Origin of the sequence: Rhodoferax saidenbachensis (assembly GCF_031457975.1) — a bacterium.
Classification (GTDB): Bacteria; Pseudomonadota; Gammaproteobacteria; order Burkholderiales; family Burkholderiaceae_C; genus Allorhodoferax; species Allorhodoferax saidenbachensis_A.
On the sequence record NZ_JAVDXO010000010.1, the window covers coordinates 156,524 to 177,832 of the forward strand.

General features: G+C 63.5%; 15 protein-coding genes. 11 read left to right on the top strand and 4 right to left on the bottom strand.

Annotation, left to right across the window (positions count from 1 at the left end; genetic code table 11):
* Positions 1–3 precede the first annotated feature (3 nt).
* Positions 4–963 (bottom strand): phytanoyl-CoA dioxygenase family protein, encoded by a 960-nt coding sequence (locus tag J2X15_RS18320; protein WP_310345613.1) that lies wholly within the window; start codon positions 961–963, stop codon positions 4–6.
* Between the two features lie 124 nt (positions 964–1,087).
* Between J2X15_RS18320 and J2X15_RS18325 the strand changes: the two genes are divergently transcribed.
* The 10 genes from J2X15_RS18325 to J2X15_RS18370 all read left to right on the top strand — a co-directional run bounded on the left by J2X15_RS18325 (position 1,088) and on the right by J2X15_RS18370 (position 14,707).
* Positions 1,088–1,951, top strand: coding sequence for an AraC family transcriptional regulator (locus J2X15_RS18325; protein WP_310345616.1), 864 nt, complete (start codon positions 1,088–1,090; stop codon positions 1,949–1,951).
* Between the two features lie 81 nt (positions 1,952–2,032).
* On the top strand, positions 2,033–3,688 hold the full coding sequence (locus J2X15_RS18330) for an ABC transporter permease family protein (protein WP_310345619.1): 1,656 nt from the start codon (positions 2,033–2,035) through the stop codon (positions 3,686–3,688).
* Between the two features lie 36 nt (positions 3,689–3,724).
* Positions 3,725–4,126, top strand: coding sequence for a Rieske (2Fe-2S) protein (locus J2X15_RS18335; RefSeq protein ID WP_310345621.1), 402 nt, complete (start codon positions 3,725–3,727; stop codon positions 4,124–4,126).
* A complete protein-coding gene (locus J2X15_RS18340; RefSeq protein WP_310345624.1) occupies positions 4,123–4,752 on the top strand; it encodes an ATP-binding cassette domain-containing protein in 630 nt (209 codons plus the stop codon). Before J2X15_RS18335 ends, J2X15_RS18340 begins: the two co-directional genes overlap by 4 nt.
* A 48-nt stretch (positions 4,753–4,800) precedes the next feature.
* A complete protein-coding gene (locus tag J2X15_RS18345; RefSeq protein WP_310345626.1) occupies positions 4,801–5,406 on the top strand; it encodes a CDP-alcohol phosphatidyltransferase family protein in 606 nt (201 codons plus the stop codon).
* Entirely contained in the window at positions 5,403–7,586 is a 2,184-nt protein-coding gene (locus tag J2X15_RS18350; RefSeq protein ID WP_310345628.1) for an FAD-dependent oxidoreductase, read from the top strand. Before J2X15_RS18345 ends, J2X15_RS18350 begins: the two co-directional genes overlap by 4 nt.
* Positions 7,587–9,875 carry a selenide, water dikinase SelD gene (gene selD, locus J2X15_RS18355; protein WP_310345630.1) on the top strand — a complete coding sequence of 763 codons (2,289 nt, stop codon included), beginning with the start codon at positions 7,587–7,589 and terminating at the stop codon, positions 9,873–9,875.
* A gap of 12 nt (positions 9,876–9,887) precedes the next feature.
* Positions 9,888–11,015: an FAD-dependent oxidoreductase gene (locus J2X15_RS18360; RefSeq protein ID WP_310345633.1), complete on the top strand. Its 1,128-nt coding sequence runs from the start codon at positions 9,888–9,890 to the stop codon at positions 11,013–11,015.
* 135 nt (positions 11,016–11,150) lie between these two features.
* Positions 11,151–12,779: a mechanosensitive ion channel family protein gene (locus J2X15_RS18365; protein WP_310345636.1), complete on the top strand. Its 1,629-nt coding sequence runs from the start codon at positions 11,151–11,153 to the stop codon at positions 12,777–12,779.
* Positions 12,776–14,707 (top strand): YhgE/Pip domain-containing protein, encoded by a 1,932-nt coding sequence (locus J2X15_RS18370; protein WP_310345638.1) that lies wholly within the window; start codon positions 12,776–12,778, stop codon positions 14,705–14,707. Before J2X15_RS18365 ends, J2X15_RS18370 begins: the two co-directional genes overlap by 4 nt.
* A 15-nt stretch (positions 14,708–14,722) precedes the next feature.
* On the opposite strand, the gene J2X15_RS18375 is transcribed toward J2X15_RS18370, so the two are convergent.
* On the bottom strand, positions 14,723–15,670 hold the full coding sequence (locus tag J2X15_RS18375; protein ID WP_409034306.1) for a Bug family tripartite tricarboxylate transporter substrate binding protein: 948 nt from the start codon (positions 15,668–15,670) through the stop codon (positions 14,723–14,725).
* Between the two features lie 192 nt (positions 15,671–15,862).
* Between J2X15_RS18375 and J2X15_RS18380 the strand changes: the two genes are divergently transcribed.
* Positions 15,863–16,153, top strand: coding sequence for a hypothetical protein (locus J2X15_RS18380; protein ID WP_310345644.1), 291 nt, complete (start codon positions 15,863–15,865; stop codon positions 16,151–16,153).
* Between the two features lie 233 nt (positions 16,154–16,386).
* Here the strand turns inward: J2X15_RS18380 and J2X15_RS18385 are convergent, their stop codons facing one another.
* Complete coding sequence (locus J2X15_RS18385; RefSeq protein ID WP_310345647.1) at positions 16,387–17,589, bottom strand: EAL domain-containing response regulator; 1,203 nt, start codon at positions 17,587–17,589, stop codon at positions 16,387–16,389.
* Between the two features lie 33 nt (positions 17,590–17,622).
* Positions 17,623–20,451 (bottom strand): MASE4 domain-containing protein, encoded by a 2,829-nt coding sequence (locus J2X15_RS18390; protein WP_310345650.1) that lies wholly within the window; start codon positions 20,449–20,451, stop codon positions 17,623–17,625.
* Positions 20,452–21,309 lie beyond the last annotated feature (858 nt).

Genomic DNA, 21,309 nt, shown 5'->3' on the forward strand with positions numbered 1-21,309 from the left:
GGCTCAGGCCCAGTCGGCCAGCCCCAGGATGCGTTCACCCAGCGGGGTGAGCGTGGCCGTGGGGTACTTCTTCTTTTCCCACTCGCGCGGGTCACCCGGAAAGGCATAGCCCTGCGGAGCTTCGCGCTCGCGCCAGGACGTGACTCGTGCATCGCGCAGCATGGCGTCCCCCTCGTTGGCGGGGGTGAAGGCGATGTACTGTGCGGCGCGCACCAAATGGTCGCTGGTGTTGGGGCGGATGCCGTGGGCCAGCAGGCTGTTGAAGATCAGCAGGTCGCCCGCTTGCATAGAGATGAACTGCACCGGCCAGGGCAGGCTGTCCACATCAGGGCGCCAGGGGTTGCGGTCGGCGGGTGCGGTCTTGCGCCACTCCGTGAAGTTTTTGAACAGCTCGGGGATGCACTGGAAGCCGCCACTCTGCGGGCTGGTGTCTGACAGTGCCAGCACGCCCTGCACATTGACGGGCAGCGGGTCCAGCGTGGTGTCAGCGTCCCAGTGGATGAAGCCGGTGAACTGGCGCGCGCCGCGGTTGGGCGTATTGAGGTTGGCGCGGTCGATGCTGACCCACAGGTCTTCACGGTCCCAGATGTCGACAAACGCGTCGTACACGCGCGGTGTCTGCCGGTTGTCCCACAGGGTCTGGTGCTGGTAGGTTTCCACCATGCCCGAGCCGTTGAGCTCTTTCATCTCGTGGCCACGCCGCTCGATCTGGTTCCAGGTGCTGGGGTCGTTCGGGTTCCAGTCCTGAAACGCCCACAGAAAGTCGGTGCTGGTCTTCACCTGCTCGGGCGAAATGGCCTGTTTGATCACCACATAGCCATAGGTTTGCCAGTGGGCAAAGTCGGCCTCGGACAGCACGCGCAGTGGCAGCTGCTTTCGAATGTCGCGCAGCTGTTCGTTGGCGGTGTACGAGAGGGTGGGGTTGCCCGGGCGTTGGTCGCCGTAGCGGTAGCGGTCGTTCATGGGGGTCTCCTGCAGTTTTTGCTTGGTTGGGATGTAGGGAATTGTGGAAACACGCGCGCTTTGGCGGTACCTGCGGACTGCCGGATACTGGTACGATTCTGACCAAATCATCCTACCGAAGGTCATGAAACCACAGTTTGAACAGGTCACCGTGCCGGTGGGCGAGTCCTGGAGCCTGCTGTGGCGCGAGCTGCCGGAACTGCCGTTTCTGTGGCACTACCACCCCGAGTTCGAGCTGACGCTGACCCTGAACGCGCAGGGCCAGCGCTATGTGGGCGACAGCCTGGAAGACTTTGCCTCCGGCGACTTGGTGCTGACCGGCCCCAACCAGCCCCACACCTGGGCCGCCACCGAGCGGCCCGATGCCAGCCAGCCCATGCTGGCCGTGGTGATGTGGTTCACCACCGACTGGCTGGAGCGCGCCCTGGCCAGCTGGCCTGAACTGGCGGCACTGCAGGCGCTGTCCGCCCAAGCCGGGCGCGGACTCAAGTTCTCGGACACGGCGCGTGCACAGGTAGAGCCGCTGATCCTCGCGCTGCAGGCGCAAGAGCCGGCGCTGCGGCTGCCCGCGCTGCTGCATATCCTCACGCTACTGGCCAAGGACACGGCGGCCCGGCCGCTGGCCACCCATGCCTACACGCCCGCCGGCGACAAGGTGGGTGCACGCATCGGCAAGATATTGCACCGCCTGCATGCCCAGCCAGCGGACACGGTGTCGGCCTCCGCGCTGGCGCAGGAGGTGGCCATGTCGGTCGGTGCCTTTCACCGCTTCTTCAAACGCCACACCGGCATGACGGTGCTGGACTATGTGGCCCAGCTGCGCATCGGCCAGGCCTGCCAGCTGCTGATCAACACCCCGCTGCCCATCAACGTGATCGCCAGTGACGTGGGCTACAGCACGCTGGCGCATTTCAACCGCCAGTTTTTGCAACGCAAGGGTATGACGCCGCGGACGTTCCGTGCCAACTACCATGTGGCAACGCCCTAGCCCGCGTTAGTTGCTATATTTTTGGTAGCTTCTTGCGCATATTCCACGGGGGCTAGAGGCCTATTTGATTATTATTCGCCCATGCAGCTCCCCCACCCGCCCCACAGCCACCCGGCCGCACTCGCGCTGCTGGCAGCGGCGCTGTTGCCGCTGGCCTGGAGCCTGTGGGGCGCTGTCGCCGCCGGGCTGGACGCCGGGGCCTGGGTCGCACTGGCACAGGCCCCGCACACCGGGGCGGCGCTGGCCGCCAGTGTGTGGACTGGCCTGGCCGCCACGCTGCTGGCCACCGCAGCCACGGCAGGAATATTGGCGGCCACGGTGGGCCAACTGCACAGCGTGGCACACAGCAACCGGCTCACGCGCCTGCTCTCGCCCTTGCTCGCCGTGCCCCACGCGGCCTTTGCCATCGGCCTGGTCACGCTGCTGGCGCCCAGCGGCTGGCTGCTGCGCATTGTCTCGCCCTGGGCCACCGGGCTCAGCGCGCCCCCGCCCTGGCCCACCACGCAAGACCCCTGGGGCCTGGGCCTGATCGTCGTGCTGGTGTGCAAGGAGATTCCATTTTTACTGTGGGCTGCACTGGCGCACCTGCAGCGGCCTGATGTGGCGCGCCGCCTGCAGCAGGAGCTGCGCCTGGCCCACACCCTGGGCTACAGCGCGCGTGCCGCCTGGTGGCGCGTGGGCTGGCCGCAGTTGCTGCCACGGCTGGCAGCGCCCCTGCTGGCGGTGCTGGCCTACAGCCTAGCCGTGGTGGATGTGGCACTCATCATCGGCCCCGGCTCGCCCCCCACGCTGGCGGTACTGGCCTGGCAGTGGCTGCAGGACGCAGACTCCGCAAAGAATGCACAAGGCGCGGCGGCAGCCTGGCTGCTGGCAGCCACACTGGCCTTGTGCGCGGCGCTGGCCTGGAGCCTGCACCGCGCACCGCTGTGGCGCCAGCGGTGGACAGGCGGTGCCCAGCCCACGGTGGGAACAGCGGCGCGGGCCACCAGGCGCATGCCTTGGCTACTGGCCGCGCTGGTACTGGCCTACGGCGCGGTGATGCTGGCGCTGCTGCTGGGCAGCGTGGTTGGCGGCTGGCCCTTCCCGCAACTGCTGCCCGACAGCTGGACCTGGGCCGCGTGGCGCAATGTGCTGCAGAGCACCACCACGCTGTGGACCACGGTATGGCTGGCGCTGGCCAGCAGCGTGGCGGCACTGCTGTGGACGGTGGCCTGGCTGGAGTGGGCACCCGGACGCTGGCAACGGCTTGCACGCCCCCTGCTCATGCTGCCGCTGGTGCTGCCCGCCGTGCTGTGGGTGGTGGGCCTGCACCGGCTCAGCCTGACGTGGGGACTGGATACGACGGCCACCGGACTGTGGCTGGCCCATACGCTAGCGACACTGCCCTACGTGCTGATTGCGCTGCAGGGGCCGTACCAGGGGTTTGACCCGCGACTGCGCCAGGTGGCGGCCTCACTAGGCCATGGGCGCTGGCACTTTCTGCTGCGCGTGAAGTGGCCCCTCTTGCGCAGTGCCCTGGCGGCCAGTGTGGCCATTGGCTTTGCGGTCAGCGTGGCGCAGTACCTGCCCACGCTCTACGTCGGCGCGGGCCGCTTTGCCACGGTGACCACCGAGGCCGTGAACCTGGCCGCAAGCGGCCAGCGTTCACTCACGGCGGCCTACGCCTGGCTGCAGTGGCTGCTGCCGGTGCTGGTGTTTGCGCTGGCCGCGCGGCTGGGGCGGGCGCGCAAGTTCTGAGGCGCTGCACCCACCACCACCCGATACCATTGCACCATGGACACCCCATCGCCCCTCACACACCACACGCCCGCCGCCGGCACGGTGCTGGGCCGGCTGGACGCGCTGGCCGACGGCAGCGCCACCATGGGGGAGCTGCCCGCACCCGATGCGCTGACCCACAAACCCTTTCGCTACCTGCTGCTGCGCAGTGGAGACACGGTCAAGGCCTATGAAAACCGCTGCGCCCACTTTGGGGTACCACTGGCCGCACGACAAGACCTGCTGATCTTCCAACCCCACGCCAGCATCAGCTGCAATGTGCACTACGCGCGCTACCGCTGGAGTGACGGCGTCTGTGAGTCCGGCGACTGCGTGGGCGAAGCCCTGCCCGCCATTGCGGTGCAACTGGATGCGCAGGGCAACATCTGTATGGTCGGCGATGGGCCCGCACCATGAGCCTGCAGATCCACATTGCCCGACTGGCTACGCCAAGCGCTACGCTGGTGCAAGACCTGCATCTGCAGATTGCACCGGGCACGGTACACACGCTGATGGGCGACAGCGGCTCGGGCAAGAGCAGCGTGCTGGCCGCGGTGTGCGGCACGCTGGACGCAGGCCTACAGTGCGAGGCCGAAGTCACGCTGCACGGCCAGCGCATCGACACCCTGCCCACGCAGGCGCGGCGCTTGGGCATCCTGTTTCAGGAAGACCTGCTGTTCGCCCATATGACGGTGCGCGAGAACCTGCTGTTTGCCGTGCCCGCCGGGCCGCAGCCCGCACGCGAAGCGGCCGTCGTCGCTGCCCTGGCCGATGTGGAGATGACGCCCGCCCTGCACGCCAACCCCGCCACGCTGTCAGGCGGCCAGCGTGCCCGCGTGGCGCTGGCGCGCGCCCTGCTGGCCCAGCCCCAGGCGCTGCTGCTGGACGAGCCGTTTTCCAAGCTGGACGCCGCGCTGCGTGGCCGCATGCGTTCACTGGTATTTGGTCTGGTGCAGGCGCGCCAGATACCGGCGCTGCTGGTCACCCACGACGCGGCCGATGTAGCCGACTCGGCCCGGGTCACCCAGCTCACACCGGCATAAGAACTTAGACTCTGGCATGACACCTCGTCGCCTGCCCTAGGAGCCCCCATGCTGGACCGCTACCTCACCACCCTGGTTCGCCCGCCCCTGAAGGCCGTGGCCCGTGTGCTGGTGCGCGCGCGGGTGGGGGCCAACACCATCACTTTTGTGGGGTTTGGCGTTGGCATAATTGCTGCAATTTTGACAGCTAATGGCGCCTATTCCATGGGGGCTGCAGCCCTATTAGTCTCTCGATTCTGTGACGGACTGGACGGCGCCGTGGCGCGCGAGACCCAGACCACCGATGCAGGGGGCTTTCTGGACATCACGCTGGACTTTCTGTTCTACGCCAGCATTCCGCTGGGCTTTGCGCTAGCCAACCCGGCCGAGAACGCGCTGGCCGCGGCCACGCTGCTGGCCACCTTCATGGGCACGGGGTCCAGCTTTCTGGCGTTTGCGGCGCTGGCCGCCAAGCGCGGCGTGCAGGACCTGGCCACGCCGGGCAAGTCGTTCTACTTTCTGGGCGGCCTGACCGAGGCCACCGAGACCATCGCCTTCTTCGTCGCCATGTGCCTGTGGCCGGCGCACTTTGCGCTCCTGGCCTACCTCTTTGCCGGGCTGTGCGCAGCTACCATCGTCACCCGCATCTGGTGGGGCTGGGAAGCGTTTCAGTGAAGCGCAGCCAATGGGTGTTGCTGCTGGGCTTTGCGGCACTGGTGGCCGCCTTCTTTGCGCTGGGCCTGGGGCAATACCTCAGCCTGGACGCCTTGCAGCAGAGCCACGCCGCACTCGAAGATTTTTACGCCGAACACCGCTGGGGCGCACGTGCGGCCTACTTTGCGGTGTACGTGGCGGTGGCTTCGCTCTCGCTGCCCGGCGCGGCAGTGCTCACACTGGCCGGGGGCGGCGTGTTTGGCCTGGGCTGGGGGCTGCTGCTGGTGTCGTTCGCCTCCAGCATCGGCGCCACGGTGTCGTTTCTGGCTGCGCGCTTTGTGCTGCGCGATGCCGTGCAGGCGCGCTTTGGCAAGCGGCTGGCGGACACCAACCAGGGCGTGGCGCGCGACGGCGCGCTCTACCTGTTCAGCCTGCGCCTGATCCCGGTCGTGCCGTTTTTTGTGATCAACCTGCTCATGGGGCTGACCGCCCTGCGGCCCTGGACCTTTTACTGGGTCAGCCAATTGGGCATGCTGGCGGGCACTGCGGTCTATGTGAACGCGGGCACGCAGCTGGCCAGCATCCAGTCGCTGCGCGACGTGGCCAGCCCCAGCATCCTGGGTGCGTTCGTGCTGCTGGGCCTGTTTCCATTGGCCGCCAAGGCGGTGATGAACGCCATCCAGAAGCGCAAGGTGTATGCGCGCTGGAACAGCGTACGGCCCAAGGCGTTTGACCGCAACCTCATCGTCATCGGCGGGGGCGCAGGCGGCCTGGTGTCGGCCTTTATAGCGGCCGCCGTCAAGGCCAAGGTGACGCTGGTGGAAGCGCAGCAAATGGGCGGCGATTGCCTGAACTTTGGCTGCGTACCCAGCAAGGCGCTGATCCGCAGTGCCACCCTGGCACACCAGATGCGCCATGCAGAACGCTATGGTTTACATAGCGCCTCGCACAATGGCGACGCGGGCCAGCAGCATTTTTCATTCAAAACCGTGATGCAGCGCGTCCAAACCGTGATTGCCGCCATTGCGCCGCACGACAGCGTGGAGCGCTACACCGCGCTGGGCGTGGAGGTGCTGCAGGGCTACGCCAAGATCGTCAACCCGTGGACCGTAGAGATTGCGCTGAACGGCGGTGGCACGCAGACGCTGACCACGCGCAGCATCGTGATTGCCGCGGGCGCGCAACCCATCGTTCCGCCCCTGCCCGGTCTGGCCGAGGTGGGCTATGTGACCAGTGACACGCTGTGGGAGCGCTTTGCCCAGCGCGATGAGATTCCCCGGCGTCTGCTGGTGCTGGGCGGCGGCCCTATAGGCTGCGAACTGGCCCAGGCCTTTGCCCGCCTGGGTGCGCAGGTCATGGTGGTGGACAGGGCGCCCCGCCTGCTGCTGCGCGAGGACGAAGACGTGTCCGCCCTGGCCACCCAGGCCCTGCAGGCCGATGGCGTGCAGGTGTTGTCTGGCTACCAGACGCTGCGCTGCGAGCAGGTGGACGGCGAGAAGGTGCTGGTGGTGGTACACGGTGGCGTGGAGCAACGCATTGCCTTTGACGAGCTGCTGTGCGCGGTAGGCCGCAGCGCACGCCTGGACGGCTACGGCCTGGAAGAGTTGGGCATCCCCACCGACAAGACGGTGCAGACCAACGAGTACCTGCAAACCATTTACCCCAACATCTACGCCGCGGGCGATGTGGCCGGGCCCTACCAGTTCACCCACACCGCATCGCACCAGGCCTGGTATGCCGCAGTGAACGCACTGTTTGGCGATTTCAAAATGTTCAAGGCCGACTACCGCGTCATCCCACGCGCCACCTTCATCGCCCCCGAAGTGGCCAGCGTGGGCCTGAACGAACAAGACGCCAACGCACAGGGCACGGCCTTTGAAGTGACGCAGTACAACATCGACGACCTGGACCGCGCTGTCTGCGACAGCGAAGCCCAGGGCTGGGTGAAGGTGTTGACAGTGCCGGGCAAGGACACGATTTTGGGCGTGACCATTGTGGGCAGCCACGCGGCCGAGCTGTTGGCCGAGTACGTGCTGGCCATGAAGCACGGCCTGGGGCTCAACAAGATTCTGAACACCATCCACACCTACCCCACGTTTTCCGAGGCCAACAAATACGCCGCGGGAGAATGGAAGCGCGCCCACCAGCCCGAGCGCCTCCTGGCCTGGGTGCGCCGGTTCCACGCCTGGAGGCGCGGCTAGGTGCAAACACCCACTACGCCCATCAGCCGCGATATTGTTTTGGTCGGCGGCGGCCACAGCCATGTGGTCGCTCTGCGCCACTTCGGCATGCACCCGCTGCCCGGCGTGCGCATCACCCTCATTTGCACCGACGCGCACACGCCCTACTCAGGCATGCTGCCCGGCTACATCGCGGGCCACTACACGTATGACGAGGTGCATATCGACCTCTGCCGCCTGTGCGCCGCGGTGGGTGCCCGCTTCATTCAGGCCGAGGTCACCGGACTGGACCGCAGCGCCCGTACCGTGCAGCTGCGCGGGCGCCCCGACGTCGCCTACGACGTGGTGTCCATCAACACCGGCTCCACCCCGCAGACCCACAGCGTGCCGGGCGCCACCGAACACGTGGTGCCCGTCAAACCCATCACCCGGTTCAACCAGCGCTGGCTGGCGCTGCTGGCCCGCGTGCGCGACCACGCGGGCCGCACCACCCTCGCGGTGGTCGGCGGTGGCGCGGGAGGCGTGGAACTGTGCCTGGCCCTGCAATACCGGCTGCGCGAGGAACTGCGCGGGTGGGGCCGTGAGCCCGACGCGCTGGCATTTCACCTGTTCAGTGCGGAAGGTCTGCTGCCCACGCACAACGCGGACGTGCAACGCCGCTTTGCCCAGGTGTTGGCGCAGCGTGGCGTGCAGGTGCACGCGCATGCCGCAGTAGCCGAGGTAGAGAGTGGCCGCTTGCGCACCGCCGATGGGGCGTGGTTCGATGCCGATGAAGTGGTCTGGGTCACGCGCGCCGTGGGCGCCGCCTGGCTGCAGGGCACCGGCCTGGCACTGGATGCACTGGGGTTTGTGCAGGTCAACAACTGCCTGCAGTCCCCCACGGACCCGCGCGTGTTCGCCGCGGGCGATGTAGCCAGCCTGCCGCAGGCACTGGAGAAAGCCGGTGTATTTGCCGTGCGCATGGGCATGCCCCTGGCCAAGAACCTGGCGCGTGCCATCCAGGGCCAGGCGCTGCAGCCCTATCGCCCGCAGCGCCGCTGGCTGGCCCTGATCAGCACCGGTGACCGCTACGCCGTGGCCTCGCGTGGCGCGCTGGGCTTTGCCGGCCGCTGGGTCTGGCGCTGGAAGGACCTGATCGACCAGCGCTTCATGCGCCGCTTCAACGACTACCAGCCGCGCCCTGGCATGGCGGCCACGGCCTCCCCGGCCCTGCCTCTGAGCGCCGAAGAATCCCAACAGGCCATCTCGGCCATCGCCATGCGCTGCGGTGGCTGCGGGGCCAAGGTGGGCGCCACGGTGCTGTCGCAGGCGCTCAGTGGCCTGCAGCCCGTGGCGAATGCAGATGTGCTGATAGGCCTACACGCGCCCGACGATGCGGCCGTGGTGCGCGTGCCACCGGGCCAGGCGCTGGTGCACAGCGTGGACTTCTTCCGCGCCTTTGTAGACGACCCCTATCTGTTTGGCAAGATTGCCGCCAACCATGCACTGGGTGACCTGTTTGCCATGGGTGCCCGGCCCCACACCGCCACCGCCGTGGCCACGGTGCCACCCGGGCTAGAGCGCCAGGTGGAAGCTGTGCTGCGCCAGATGATGACGGGGGCCGTGGAAGTACTGAACGCCGCGGGTTGCACGCTGGTAGGTGGCCACACGGGCGAAGGTGCTGAGCTGGCCCTGGGCTTTGCCGTGAACGGCCTGGTGGACGTGGCGCCCGACGGCAGTCTGCCCGGCGTGCTGCGCAAGGGCGGCATGCAACCCGGTGACGTGCTGATCCTGACCAAGCCACTGGGCACAGGCACGCTGATGGCGGCCCACGCGCAGCTGCAAGCCAAGGGCCGCTGGGTCCAGGCGGCGCTGGCCCACATGGTGCACAGCAACCAGCAAGCGGCACACACGCTGCGCGCACATGGCGCCACCGCCTGCACCGATGTCACCGGCTTTGGCCTCTTGGGCCACCTGGTGGAAATGACGCGCCCCAGTGGGGTGGACGCGCACCTGCGGCTGGACCAGCTGCCCCTACTGGACGGCGCACAAGACTGTGTGGCACGCGGCATCGTCAGCTCCTTGCAAAGCGCGAATGTGCGGCTGCGCCGCGCGCTGCGCGACCAGGAACAGTGGGGGGGCCATCCCCGCTACCCCCTGCTGTTTGACCCGCAAACCGCCGGCGGCTTGCTGGCCAGCGTGCCCGCCGCTCGGGCCAGTGCCTGCGTGGCCGCGCTGCAGGCCCAGGGCTACGCGCAGGCTTGCGCCATCGGCCATATTGCCGCCCAGGGCGATGCGCTGGCACCGGTGGTGCTGGCCGCCCACTCATGAAACAATAGCGCCATGAACGCTCTGGCTGCGCATCTCAAAGACCATGCCGATTCGGCCCATGGCACCGACGCCCATGGCTACCAGCCGCGGCAACTGGTGCTGCTGGGCGGTGGCATGGCGAATCTGCAGCTGCTCTCCAGCCTGGCGGCCAAGCCATTGGCCGAGATGCGCATCATCCTGGTGGCGCCCTACCCGCGCAGCATCTACCCCGGCATGCTGCCCGGCTTTGTGGCGGGCCGCTATGCGCTGGACGAATGCGCCATCCCACTGGAGCCGCTGGTGCGCCGCGCTGGCATTCGCTGGCTGCCTCGCACCGTGCGTGCGCTGGACGCGGTGACCCAAACATTGGAACTGGACGACGGTAGCCGCCAGCACTACGACTGGCTGTCGGTCAACACCGGCCCGGTGCAAAACCGTGAGCAAATTGAACACGACATTCCGGGCGCGCGGGAGCACGGCCTGTTTGTACACCCCATGGAAACCTTTGCCGCCCTGTGGCCCCGCGTGTGCGAGCTGGGCCAGGCGCGCGCGCTGCGCGTGGCGGTGGTAGGCGGCGGCACGGCCGCCATGGAGCTGGCCCTGGCGGTGCGCCAGCGCCTGACGGACAGCGCCGTCACACTGGTCGCGCCCCCGCAGCCCGGCGATGGCCGGGTGCCCAGCCCTACCGAACTGCGGCTGATAGCCGCCATGAAAACCCAGCGCATCACCGTGCTGCACGACACCGCCGTGGGCCTGAAAGCGGACGAAATCAAACTGGGCTGCGGCGCGCGTCTGGCCTGCGATGTGCCGCTTCTGGCCATCGAAGGGCAAACCCCGGCCTGGCTGGCCCGCAGCGCCCTGGCGCTGGATGCGCAAGGCCAGATTGCCACCGATGCCTACCAGCGCAGCACCAGCCACCCCCAGGTGTTTTCGGTGACCGACGGCAGCCTGGCCCTGGCGCACAACCTGCCGGCCGCCACCACAGGCAAGCACTTGCACCCACCGCGTCAGGCGTCGCAAGCGCTGCAACTGATGTTTGGTGGTGCCCACCAGGCCGTGGCCAGCTGGGGCACCTACAGCGCCCAGGGTCGGCCCATCAGTTGGCTCAAAGAGTGGGCTGACCGGCGCTTTGTGGCACGCTATCTGCAAGGCAGTTCCTGAGCGTTTTCTTGGTAACCGGTTGATCACACTGCTTTGGTGCGCTGGCCCACACAGGGGCTGCGGCTGAGCGACAATGGTTTGCAAAGGCGCAGACCGCAACACCGTTGTTGCACCCCAACCCCTACCGCAGTTGCCATGAATTTTTTGTACTCCCTGTGCTTGGTCGCATTGGGCCTGGTGGCCAGCATTTCGCCGTCCCTCGCGGACGAGACCACCAAAGATGGTGCATCCGACGCCGCACTGCGGGCCACCACCCTCAACTTTTATAACCGCCCGGTCTTCATCTTCCGTGCGCCGCTGGCTGGGGTGTCCGCGGCCGATCGGACCAAGCGCGCGAGTGACCGCCTGAAGGCCCAGCTAGCGACAGCCGGCACCCACCACGTCAGCCAAAAGGCCGATGCGCAGGGCGTACTGGTGCAGATTGACGGCGGCACCACCTTTGTCGTGACCGCGGCCGATGTGGATGTGCTGCAGCAAGAAACCCTGAATGAAGCTGCCGAGCGCGCCGCGGCGGCGCTGCAAGTGGCCATTGCGGAGAGCCAGGAGAGCCGTAACCTGGAGACCATGGCATGGGCCTTGGGACTCAGCCTGTTGGCCAGTGCCATCGTTGCCGCACTGGTCTGGGTGCTGGCGCGGGTGCACGCTGCGTTGTCCCGGCGCCTGATCACGTTGTCCGAATGGCATTCGCGCAAGCTGCAACTGGGCGGCATTGAGCTGCTGAACCGGGACCGCGCAGCCGCCGTGGTACGCGGCGCACTGACCGGTGTGTACCGGGTGCTGGTGTTTGTGTTGCTGTACGAGTGGCTGAGCTTTGTGCTGGCGCGCTTTCCTTTCACCCGTGTCTGGGGCGAGACGCTCAACAGCTATTTGCTGGACCTGGTGTCACTGCTGGGTGGTTCGGTGGTGCGGGCGATTCCGGGTCTGTTCACCGCGGTGGTCATCTTCTACCTGGCACGCGCATTCACCGGCATGCTGGACCGCTTCTTTGTGCGTATCCAGCAAGGCGAGCACACGCTGGCCTGGCTGGACGCCGATGTGGCCGTACCCACGCGACGCATCTCGAAGGCGGTGGTGTGGCTGTTCGCGCTGGCCATGGCCTACCCGTATTTGCCGGGCTCGGAAACCGAGGCCTTCAAGGGACTGTCCGTACTGGTGGGGTTGATGATTTCTTTGGGGGCATCCAACCTGGTGGGGCAGGCCGCCAGCGGCTTGATCCTGACCTATGGCCGGGTGTTTCGCAAAGGCGAGTACGTGCGCATTGCCGACCAGGAAGGCACGGTGACCGAGGTCGGTATGTTTGCCACGCGCATCCGCACCGGACTGGGCGAAGAGTTGACTATCTCCAACACCACCATCCTGGGCTCCACCACCAAAAATTACTCGCGCGCTGTCAAGGGCGAGGGCTATGTGCTGGACACCACGCTCACCATTGGCTACGACACGCCCTGGCGCCAGGTGCACGCCATGCTGGTGGAGGCGGCGCTGCGCACGGAAGGTGTGCTGGCAGATCCCAAGCCGCAGGTGTTCCAGACCGCGCTGTCCGACTGGTACCCCGTATATCGCCTGGTGTGCCAGGCGGTGCCTGCCGAACCGCGGCCCCGCGCGCTGCTGCTCAGCGCCCTGCACGCCAACATCCAGGATGTGTTCAACACCTATGGTGTGCAGATCATGTCGCCCCAGTACATCACCGACCCTCTTGACGCCAAACTGGTCTCGCCGGACCGCTGGTTCACCGCCCCCGCCCAACCCGGCGACACCTTATGACTTTTTTTCAACAGATCACCTACGTTGTCCGCAATGAGGCACAGGCCTTTTTGCGCTACCCCAAGCTGATGCTGGCCACCGTAGCGGTGGCCCTGCTGCCGGCGCTGTACGCGGTGATCTACCTCTCCAGCGTGTGGGACCCGTCGGCCAACACCGGTGCACTGCCAGTGGCACTGGTCAACCTCGATGATGGCGTGGAGTACCGTGACCAGGTGTTCAACGTGGGCTGGCAGGTGGTGTCCAAGCTCAGGCACTCTGCGCGGTTTGGCTATGTGGACTACCACGATGCCGAAGAGGCCCGCCAGCGTGTGCGCCAGGGCAAGCTGGCGTTTGCGCTCATCATTCCGCGCGATTTCAGCTCCAACGCCATTCCCGGCGCGCAGCCCGGTGGCGGCAAGCTGGTGATTTACGCGTCCGAAGGCAACAACTACGAAGCCGCATCGATCGCGCGGCAGTTTGCCACCGAGCTGGGGCACGAGGTCAACGAGAGCCTGAACGAGCGCCGCTGGGCGCTGGTGCTGACCAATGCCGCGGGCTCGCAGCGCAGCGTGTCGCAGCTGCGCGCGGGTGTGCACCAGCTGCAGGTAGGGGCCCTGGAACTCAGCACGGGCACCACCCAAACCGCCACTGCGGCCAAGACCCTGACCAATGGCGCCAGCCGCGTCAGCGATGGCGTGGGCCTGCTCACCAGCGGGGTCAAGCAACTGGGCGCCGGTCTGCGCACCATGGACGCGCGCCGCCCACCCAATTCGGAACTCAACCGCCTCAAGAGCGGGGCCGACGCCCTGGCCGAAGGCCATGTGGAGTTGGGCCAAGGCATGGAGGCGCTGCAGTACGGGGCCCAGAAGATCCAGGAAGGCGTGAATGGCTTCAAAGAAGAGGCCAACAACAGCATGCTGGTGCCGACCAAGGTGAAGGAGAACATTGGCCAGTTGTCCAGTGGCCTGACGCAACTGGATGACGGCCTGAAGTCCGCGGCCGAAGCGCAGCAAAAACTCAGCGATGGGGCCAGCCGCCTTAGTGCCGGCGTGGGCACGCTAACCAATGGCGTGCGGGCCTTGACCGGGGGCATACGCACCGCGGTATCCAAACTGCCAGAGGACGGCCAACTGGACGAACTGGGAACAGGCGCAAGCGCTGTGGCCAGCGGCAGCAATGCGCTGGCGGAGGGCCTGCAAAAGGTCAAAACCGGCAGCCAGACCCTGCATGGCGGACTGGAGTTGCTGGCCAACTCCCTGCCCACCACACTGGAGACACCCGAGGGCAGCGCCGAAGGCTTGGCCAACTCGGTACAACCCGTGATGGAGGTGGACGCCCAGGTGCAAAACAGCGGCAGCGGGTTTGCCGCCAACATCATCCCCGCATCCCTGTGGCTGGGGGCCGGCATTGCGGCGTTCCTGATCCATGTACGCTCGTTGCCGCGTCAGGCACGGCGCTTCTCCCGCGCGACACGGCTGCTGGGCAAGCTGGTATTGCCCATGGCCGTGGTGGTCCTGCAGGCTACGCTGGTCTGGGCAACGGTGCTGTACCTGTTGAAGATTCGCGTCGTCGCACCCGGGGCCTTTGCCCTCACGCTGGGCGTAGCCGCCATGACGTTTTTGGGACTGGTGTTTTTGCTGACCAAGGCCTTTGGTGACGCAGGCAAGGCCCTGGCCATGGTGCTGTTGGCGGTACAGCTGTCCTCGTCGGGTGGTGTGCTGCCGGTGGAACTGAGTGGTGGGCTGTTCGCCCAGATCAGCCCCTGGTTGCCGCTGACCTGGGTGGTGCGGGCCATCAAGGCCAGCATGTTCGGGGCCTACGATGGCAGTTGGCAACACCCCCTGGTGCTGGTCGCGGCAGCGGGCACTATTGCCCTGCTGATCGCGGCCTACCTGGGGCGCTGGCGCTATGTCAAAGCGGGCAGCATGCGGCCCGCGGTAGACCTGTAAGGCCTGCCTGCCGCCTTACTCGATCTTGGCGCCAGAGGCCTGGACAATGCCCTTCCACTTCGCATAGTCGGTCTTCAACAGGTTGGAGAACTGATCTACTTTCATGGCCAAAGGCTCGGCGCCCTGGGCCTGGATGGCCGCCTTCACCTCAGGGTTGGCCAGCAGCTTGTTGATCTCGGTGTTCAGCGTGGTGACCACCGCGACGGGTGTGCCGGCGGGTACGAACACACCGTACCAGGTGCTCACATCAAAGTCCTTGTAACCAGACTCGGCCACAGTGGGCACGTCGGGCAGCGAGCTGCTGCGCGCCGCGGATGTCACCGCCAGCGGGCGCAGCTTGCCGGCCTTGATCTGCGCAATGGCCGACGGCACCGACGACACCAGCAGGTCGATGTTGCCCGCCAGCGCGTCCATCAGCGCAGGGTTGGAACCCTTGTAGGGGATGTGGCGAATCTTGATGCCCGCGGCCTTTTCAAACAGGTCGCCGGCCAGGTGGATGGTGGTGCCATTGCCGGGCGATCCATAGGTGATGGCATCCGGGGCGGCTTTGGCTGCGGCCACCACGTCGGCCAGCGTCTTGAAGCGGGAGCCGGCGCTGGTGGCAATCACCACGGGGGTGTAGGCCACGTGGGCCACGGCGATCAGGTCCTTGGTGGGGTCCCAGGGCAGGTTGCCGTACAGCCAGGGCGCCACCACCAGGTTGTCCTTTTGGCCCATCACAATGTCATAGCCTGTGGGCCCAGCCTTGACGGTTTCGGTGATGCCAATGGTGCCGCCGGCACCAGCGCGGTTGTCGGGCACCACGGTCCAGTGGTTGGCTTCGGTCAGCTTGTTGGCCACCAGGCGCGACAGGATGTCGGTGCCGCCACCGGGAGGAAAAGGAACCACCATGCGGATAGGTTTGGTGGGGTAGCTGCCCTGCGCCCATGCAGTGGGCAGCACCGCCACGGAAACCAAAGCCATTGCAAGCAACTTTTTCAACATAGTAAATCCCAAGGAATAGATGCAAAAGGGCCGCGCAATCCGCACGGAGGCCACCGATTCTGCCGCAAGGGCCACCCGCGCAGAAACAGGGGAATTCGACCCTATGGATTGTTGAAAGCTAGGGTTTACCCTATACTGCAGTGCAACATCGTTCCTTCTGGAGAAGCCACCATGACCACCACGACCCTGCACAACCGCCCATTTACCCCAAACGCCCGTCCCAGCGTGGGTGAAGCACTGCGTGCGCTGGGTGTGTCGGCCCAGAACCTGGTGCTGGCGCTGTGGAGCACGGCGACTGCCCGCACCGCAGTGCAAGCCAAGGCGCATACGGCCCTGGACGAAGTGAGTTACCTGCGCGGCCTGGCCGATGACGCCCTGGCCAAGGACCCCGGCTTTGCCCAGGACCTGTACGCCATGGCCGACCGGATGGAGCGCGAAGCCTTGGCTACCCAGGTGGCATGATTGTCGGGTCTCAGCTAACCCCAACCAGATCTGTAGTCCTGTTGTTGTGCTATCGAGACTGCGTCAAATAGCCGTTCCTCTGGCCGGTGGATATCTGAAAGACGGCGAGTCCAGCACCACGTTGACGTCGTCTGGGTCGCGCCCCCCGAGTGGTAAAGGTGTCCTCAGATGCACGAATGATTCAGGCCATAGCATTACGGCCGTGAGGTGCCACGCCTCCTCGCGTTATTGGACTATGTTCCCAACCTGCGCCGGTACAAATCAACCCACGCCACAAAGTCGCTGGCCGGAATAGGCTTGGAGATGTGATACCCCTGCGCTAGGTCGCAATCGGTAAAACGCAAGAAGGCCCAGTCGCCCGCATCTTCCACACCCTCTGCTACCACCTTCATGCCAAGCTCCTTGGCTAAACCGACACTAGCACTGAAAATTGCGCGAATATTCCCCATGTCGTGGGCTCCGTGTACAAAGCTCCGGTCAATTTTCAGCTCATCAAAAGGCAGATCACGCAGTTGCGTCAGAGAAGAATGTCCAGTACCGAAATCGTCGATGGATAGTCCAAAGCGTTTGAGCCGCAATCGAGTCAAGATCTCCAATGGAGCACGCAGGTCGTGCATCAGTCGGCTTTCCGTCACTTCCAGGATCAAAGCAGTGGGCGCAATGCCGGCAGATGCCGCGAGTGCCGAAACCGTGTCTGGAAAGTCCAAGGCGCTGAGATTGTCCATAGAGACATTGACCGAAACCTGAACCTCAAGTCCCATTTGCTTCCAACTCGCCATGTCCTGTAGAGCCTGCTTTAAAACCGAATGGGTCAAGTCATTGATCAGACCATGTGCCTCAGCAACGCCGATGAATTGGTCTGGGTACACCAGGCCGTCCGTGGGATGTTGCCAACGCACCAGCGCTTCCACTCCCACCACCTTGCCGGTGGACAGTGCCACCTTTGGTTGGTAGTAGTTGATCAATTGCTTCATCGCAATGGCCCGTCGCAACTCTTCTTCGTGGTAGATTTTTTCCACAATAGTGCGAGGTGCAGCGGCGGGCATTCTCCATGCTTCCATCATGACTTCTAGGCTCGCAGGAGTCACCGGTTTTTGTAGGCACCCCAATACTTCGATGTGATGCGCTTGCACCAGTCGGCGCATAGATTGCAAAGTGCGCTCATCTTCACCACTCACAAGCACCAAGCTGCCGGAGTAGCCATGCTCCACCAGACGACGGACAAACTCGACGCCGTCCATACCCGGCATGTTGATGTCACAAAATATCAGTTGTGGTGCCGCGTAAGGGGAATCCACCAACGCCAGCGCGGCTGACCCGTTGTCGCAAGTGGCCACCTCCTGGAACCCCTTCTTAGCCAGCAAATAGGCAAGCAACTTGAGCATGAAAGGCTCATCGTCCAACACCAGGACTTTCAGGTTGAGAGGGATACGCATAGCGTGCTCCAAAATCGACGCATAAGACAGACCTCAGTCATCTTCAATCTGATCAGCGGGCCTATCTTGGTCGCCGCGCATCGTGCTAACCAAATAACTATCCACGAGCTGTATTTCAGCCAGAAGGAGATCACACAATGGCTGCAAATTAACTCTGTCATTGCACGCGGCCGCCGTCTCGAGCTCTTCGCACAAAGTCCCCAAAGCCAGAGCTCCTACTGAGCGAGCAGCAGACTTCAATTGATGCGCTGCAGCGACAATCTCCGCATTGTTTTGGGTAACAACCGCTTGGACTATCTCTTCCCGATTGCGCATCGCACTGCGTTGAAACTCTTGCAAGAATTCCTCTACCACCTGCGCATCGTTGCCAACCAGATTGCGCAGTACGCGCAAATCCAACGGACTGTCATTCGTTTGTTCTGTTGCTGCGGTCGGGGTTACAAGTGTTTCGGTGGGCGCCTTGGGAAGCCATTTTTCAAACATAGCCTCCAGTTCGGCCAGTGGAACGGGCTTGCGTAAATAGTCATCCATGCCAGCATTGCGGCAATTCTCGGCCTCTCCTTTGAGCGCATTTGCGCTCAAAGCGATGATGGGAATACGTCCTGTCTGGATGGAACCTGACGCCGACTTTGCTTCCTGGGCGCGTATCGCTGCGCTGAGTTGGTAGCCATCCAACCCTGGCATATGGAGGTCTGTCAATATCAACGCGTAGTCGCCACTCTGCCAGCGGTGCAGCGCATGCAATCCATCGCCAGTGACATCGGCCGTTAGTCCCAACAGTGCGAATTGCTGGATGATGACCTTTTGGTTCATGGCATTGTCCTCCGCTACCAAGATCAGCCGTCCGAGGCGACGAGCTTCTTCGCGCGATGGCGAATTGGGCAGCACTTCCGCCTGCCGCGCATGTGTAGCGGCAACGTCTTCGACTTCATCTTCTTCGGCCGCTCTTCCTGCTGCAATGGCAACCGAACGCAACAACGCAGAACGTGTCAGCACGTTTCCATCCACTGTCACACGATCTGCGTCGACGCGGTGAGGGTAACGGTCTGGTCCCCGTCCGATCACCAAAAAACGAGCATCGATTGAGGGATTTAACGCTGCGATCTCGCGCAGCATGTCAACCGATGGAGGTTGGTGAGAACCAGCGTTGATGATCCAAACCCATAGCCCGGGCTCCAAGGAAGACGCCATGCCGCGTAGGCCTTGTAAATCCGCCGCAGATTGGGTTTGCACCTCGGCATCGACCAAATAGGCATGCAGGTCTTTGGCAATTTCACTTCCGCCACCATCCTCCACCACTATGCACGCGAGCCCCGCGACCAACGGCGGCGGTTTACGCTCCCTTTCGGGAGTGGCCATCACCTTAAACGGCATTTGCAGCACGAATCGAGAGCCCTGACCTGCCGTGCTGTCCACGCGCACAGCGCCGCCCATCAAGAACGCTAGCTTTTGGGAAATGGCCAATCCAAGGCCTGTTCCGCCAAAGCGTCGCGTGGTCGAAGCATCGGCTTGACTGAATGCCGTGAATAGTCGCGCGATGGTCGCCTCATCCATACCAATGCCGTTGTCGATGACATGAAACTCAATGTAGGCGGTATCCTCTTCCAGACGAGTCAGCAGGGCCCGCACCAATACCTTGCCGATGCGCCTGGTACCGCCCGAAAATTTAACAGCGTTGTTAATCAGATTGATCAACACTTGGCGCAAACGTAGACTGTCACCGACCACGCTTTGAGGAATCGCTGGATCGGTGAACAGCGTAAGTTCGACATTCTGTTTCTCTGCCAGTCGATTCAGCATGACGCAGACCTTCTCCACCACCTCCGTCACAGACAACGACTGGGCTTCGATCTCCATATGCCCGGCTTCGATTTTCGAGAAGTCCAGAATGTCGTCAATAACGGTAAGCAGCGAGAATGCCGACTCGCGAATCAGTTCCACCATTTCGACCTGGTGACCCTTCAGGCTAGAGCGAGCCAGTACCTCGACCATCCCAATAACACCGTTCATGGGTGTGCGAATTTCGTGGCTCATAGCGGCCAAGAAGTCGGATTTGGCTTGGGTTGCGGCATCAGCGGTATTTCGTGCCAATTCCAGCTCTTGGCTTCTCTGTTGCTCTCGCCCGTTGGCACGGGCGAGTTCCATGTGCAAGCGACCGTTTTCCAGCAATAGGACCATCAGAACAAAGGACGACGCTAATAGCCCGTACACCCGTCCGCCATAGAACCCCAGATCAAACCGTCCGCCATTGAGTACTGAAGCCAAGCCGATATCAAATAGCCAAGCGATCAATGAAACCATCAACCACAAGTCGAGCACGCTGTGTTTACGGCTGCGCCACAAGCAGAGCAGAGCCAATAGAGATAGCCCCCACGTACACGCCGCAACCAGAATCTTGCGCGGATCGTCCAGATTGCCACGCATGATCGCGGGCAACATGTCATGCCCGACGGTTGTCACAAATACCATCAATCCGCACAAAGCTAGTGTTGCTAACACAGGTCGTGCGACGGTCGCAGCCACCGACGTGTGAGACTGTTCTTGCCCCAATATAGGAATATGCCCGTTGGCTTTGAGGCGCGTGTAGGCTAGAACAAACAGCGGGAATCCACCGTGCCACAAAAAATACAGCCATGCCGTTGTTTGAGAACCTCCGCCCAAGACACCGCCTGGAGCGAACAGACCGGGAAAGCTCAGCGCGTGCGCAGCCGCCATAAGCGCACAAAAAAGATAACCGCAGACCAGCACTAACAAGGCTGGCGTACGCAGGAAGCGGTAATGGCCAAATAACAAGACGGCGGTGATGACGTCATTGGTGATGACTGCAGACTGGTAGATGGGGATGAACGCAGGCACCGGCATCAAGGCGACTCGAGCGAACGGTGCCGTAGCCAAGAAGACGAGCAGGGATATCCCTACGGCGCCACTAGCCAAACGCCAATGCCGCGAGTCCGCAGACAGTGTGGACAAGAACGCCGACTCGACGGAAGGCGCGTACACCTGCGATGTTGAAACCATGATCTGAGCAACCCTCCCTGCACAAACCCCAATTGCCCGCGAAACCCTGTGTCGGGTCTTAGCCAAAATCATCCTAACTCTAAGCGAGTCCATCCAACGTCGGTCAGCTTAGTGCTAAACCGCCATTCAATCAATAACCCAACATTAACTGAAACCCGACACCATCTTCGGTGCGGAATGGCGTTCAAGCTTCCACTCGGGCCACTTGTAAGTTCTTGAATTTTCGAGAGTCCAAGCGAGACTGATCTTTCAATCCCTCCACGCTTGTGTCACTCAACATCCAATTTTGCGGATCCCATGCCATTCGACTCTCCACTGTCGTTGCGAGAGGATTTTGGCAGATCGATTTAATCCTTGAGTGCCGACCGATGCAGACATACAGACGCATCGGCAAATGTTGCGGTTTTTTTCCCCCGATGGTGAAGTCTTCCAATGGTCCTACGAGCACGTCGGCAACGTATCAAGAACGAAGAACGCGCGGCTGCATTCCGCACATGTTTTCGACTGCAAATATGTAACAAAATGTTGAGTAAAACGGCATTTGCTGTTAAAACACCGCTTAACAAGGCCAAAAAATAATTTCAAGGGGGGAACATGAAAAAAATGCTACTCGCATTGGCGAGCCTTTACTTTGCTCACGGAGCAATTGCAGAAGAGGTCTTCACCTTTGTTCGGGGTGGATCGACCAAAGTCGCGGCTAAG

Bases quoted from the DNA above. Each gene is read 5' to 3' on its own strand.
- J2X15_RS18320 (WP_310345613.1), bottom strand. From the start codon at position 963: ATGAACGACCGCTACCGCTACGGCGACCAACGCCCGGGCAACCCCACC.
- J2X15_RS18325 (WP_310345616.1), top strand. From the start codon at position 1,088: ATGAAACCACAGTTTGAACAGGTCACCGTGCCGGTGGGCGAGTCCTGG.
- J2X15_RS18330 (WP_310345619.1), top strand. From the start codon at position 2,033: ATGCAGCTCCCCCACCCGCCCCACAGCCACCCGGCCGCACTCGCGCTG.
- J2X15_RS18335 (WP_310345621.1), top strand. From the start codon at position 3,725: ATGGACACCCCATCGCCCCTCACACACCACACGCCCGCCGCCGGCACG.
- J2X15_RS18340 (WP_310345624.1), top strand. From the start codon at position 4,123: ATGAGCCTGCAGATCCACATTGCCCGACTGGCTACGCCAAGCGCTACG.
- J2X15_RS18345 (WP_310345626.1), top strand. From the start codon at position 4,801: ATGCTGGACCGCTACCTCACCACCCTGGTTCGCCCGCCCCTGAAGGCC.
- J2X15_RS18360 (WP_310345633.1), top strand. From the start codon at position 9,888: ATGAACGCTCTGGCTGCGCATCTCAAAGACCATGCCGATTCGGCCCAT.
- J2X15_RS18365 (WP_310345636.1), top strand. From the start codon at position 11,151: ATGAATTTTTTGTACTCCCTGTGCTTGGTCGCATTGGGCCTGGTGGCC.
- J2X15_RS18370 (WP_310345638.1), top strand. From the start codon at position 12,776: ATGACTTTTTTTCAACAGATCACCTACGTTGTCCGCAATGAGGCACAG.
- J2X15_RS18375 (WP_409034306.1), bottom strand. From the start codon at position 15,670: ATGGCTTTGGTTTCCGTGGCGGTGCTGCCCACTGCATGGGCGCAGGGC.
- J2X15_RS18380 (WP_310345644.1), top strand. From the start codon at position 15,863: ATGACCACCACGACCCTGCACAACCGCCCATTTACCCCAAACGCCCGT.
- J2X15_RS18385 (WP_310345647.1), bottom strand. From the start codon at position 17,589: ATGCGTATCCCTCTCAACCTGAAAGTCCTGGTGTTGGACGATGAGCCT.
- J2X15_RS18390 (WP_310345650.1), bottom strand. From the start codon at position 20,451: ATGCCGGTGCCTGCGTTCATCCCCATCTACCAGTCTGCAGTCATCACC.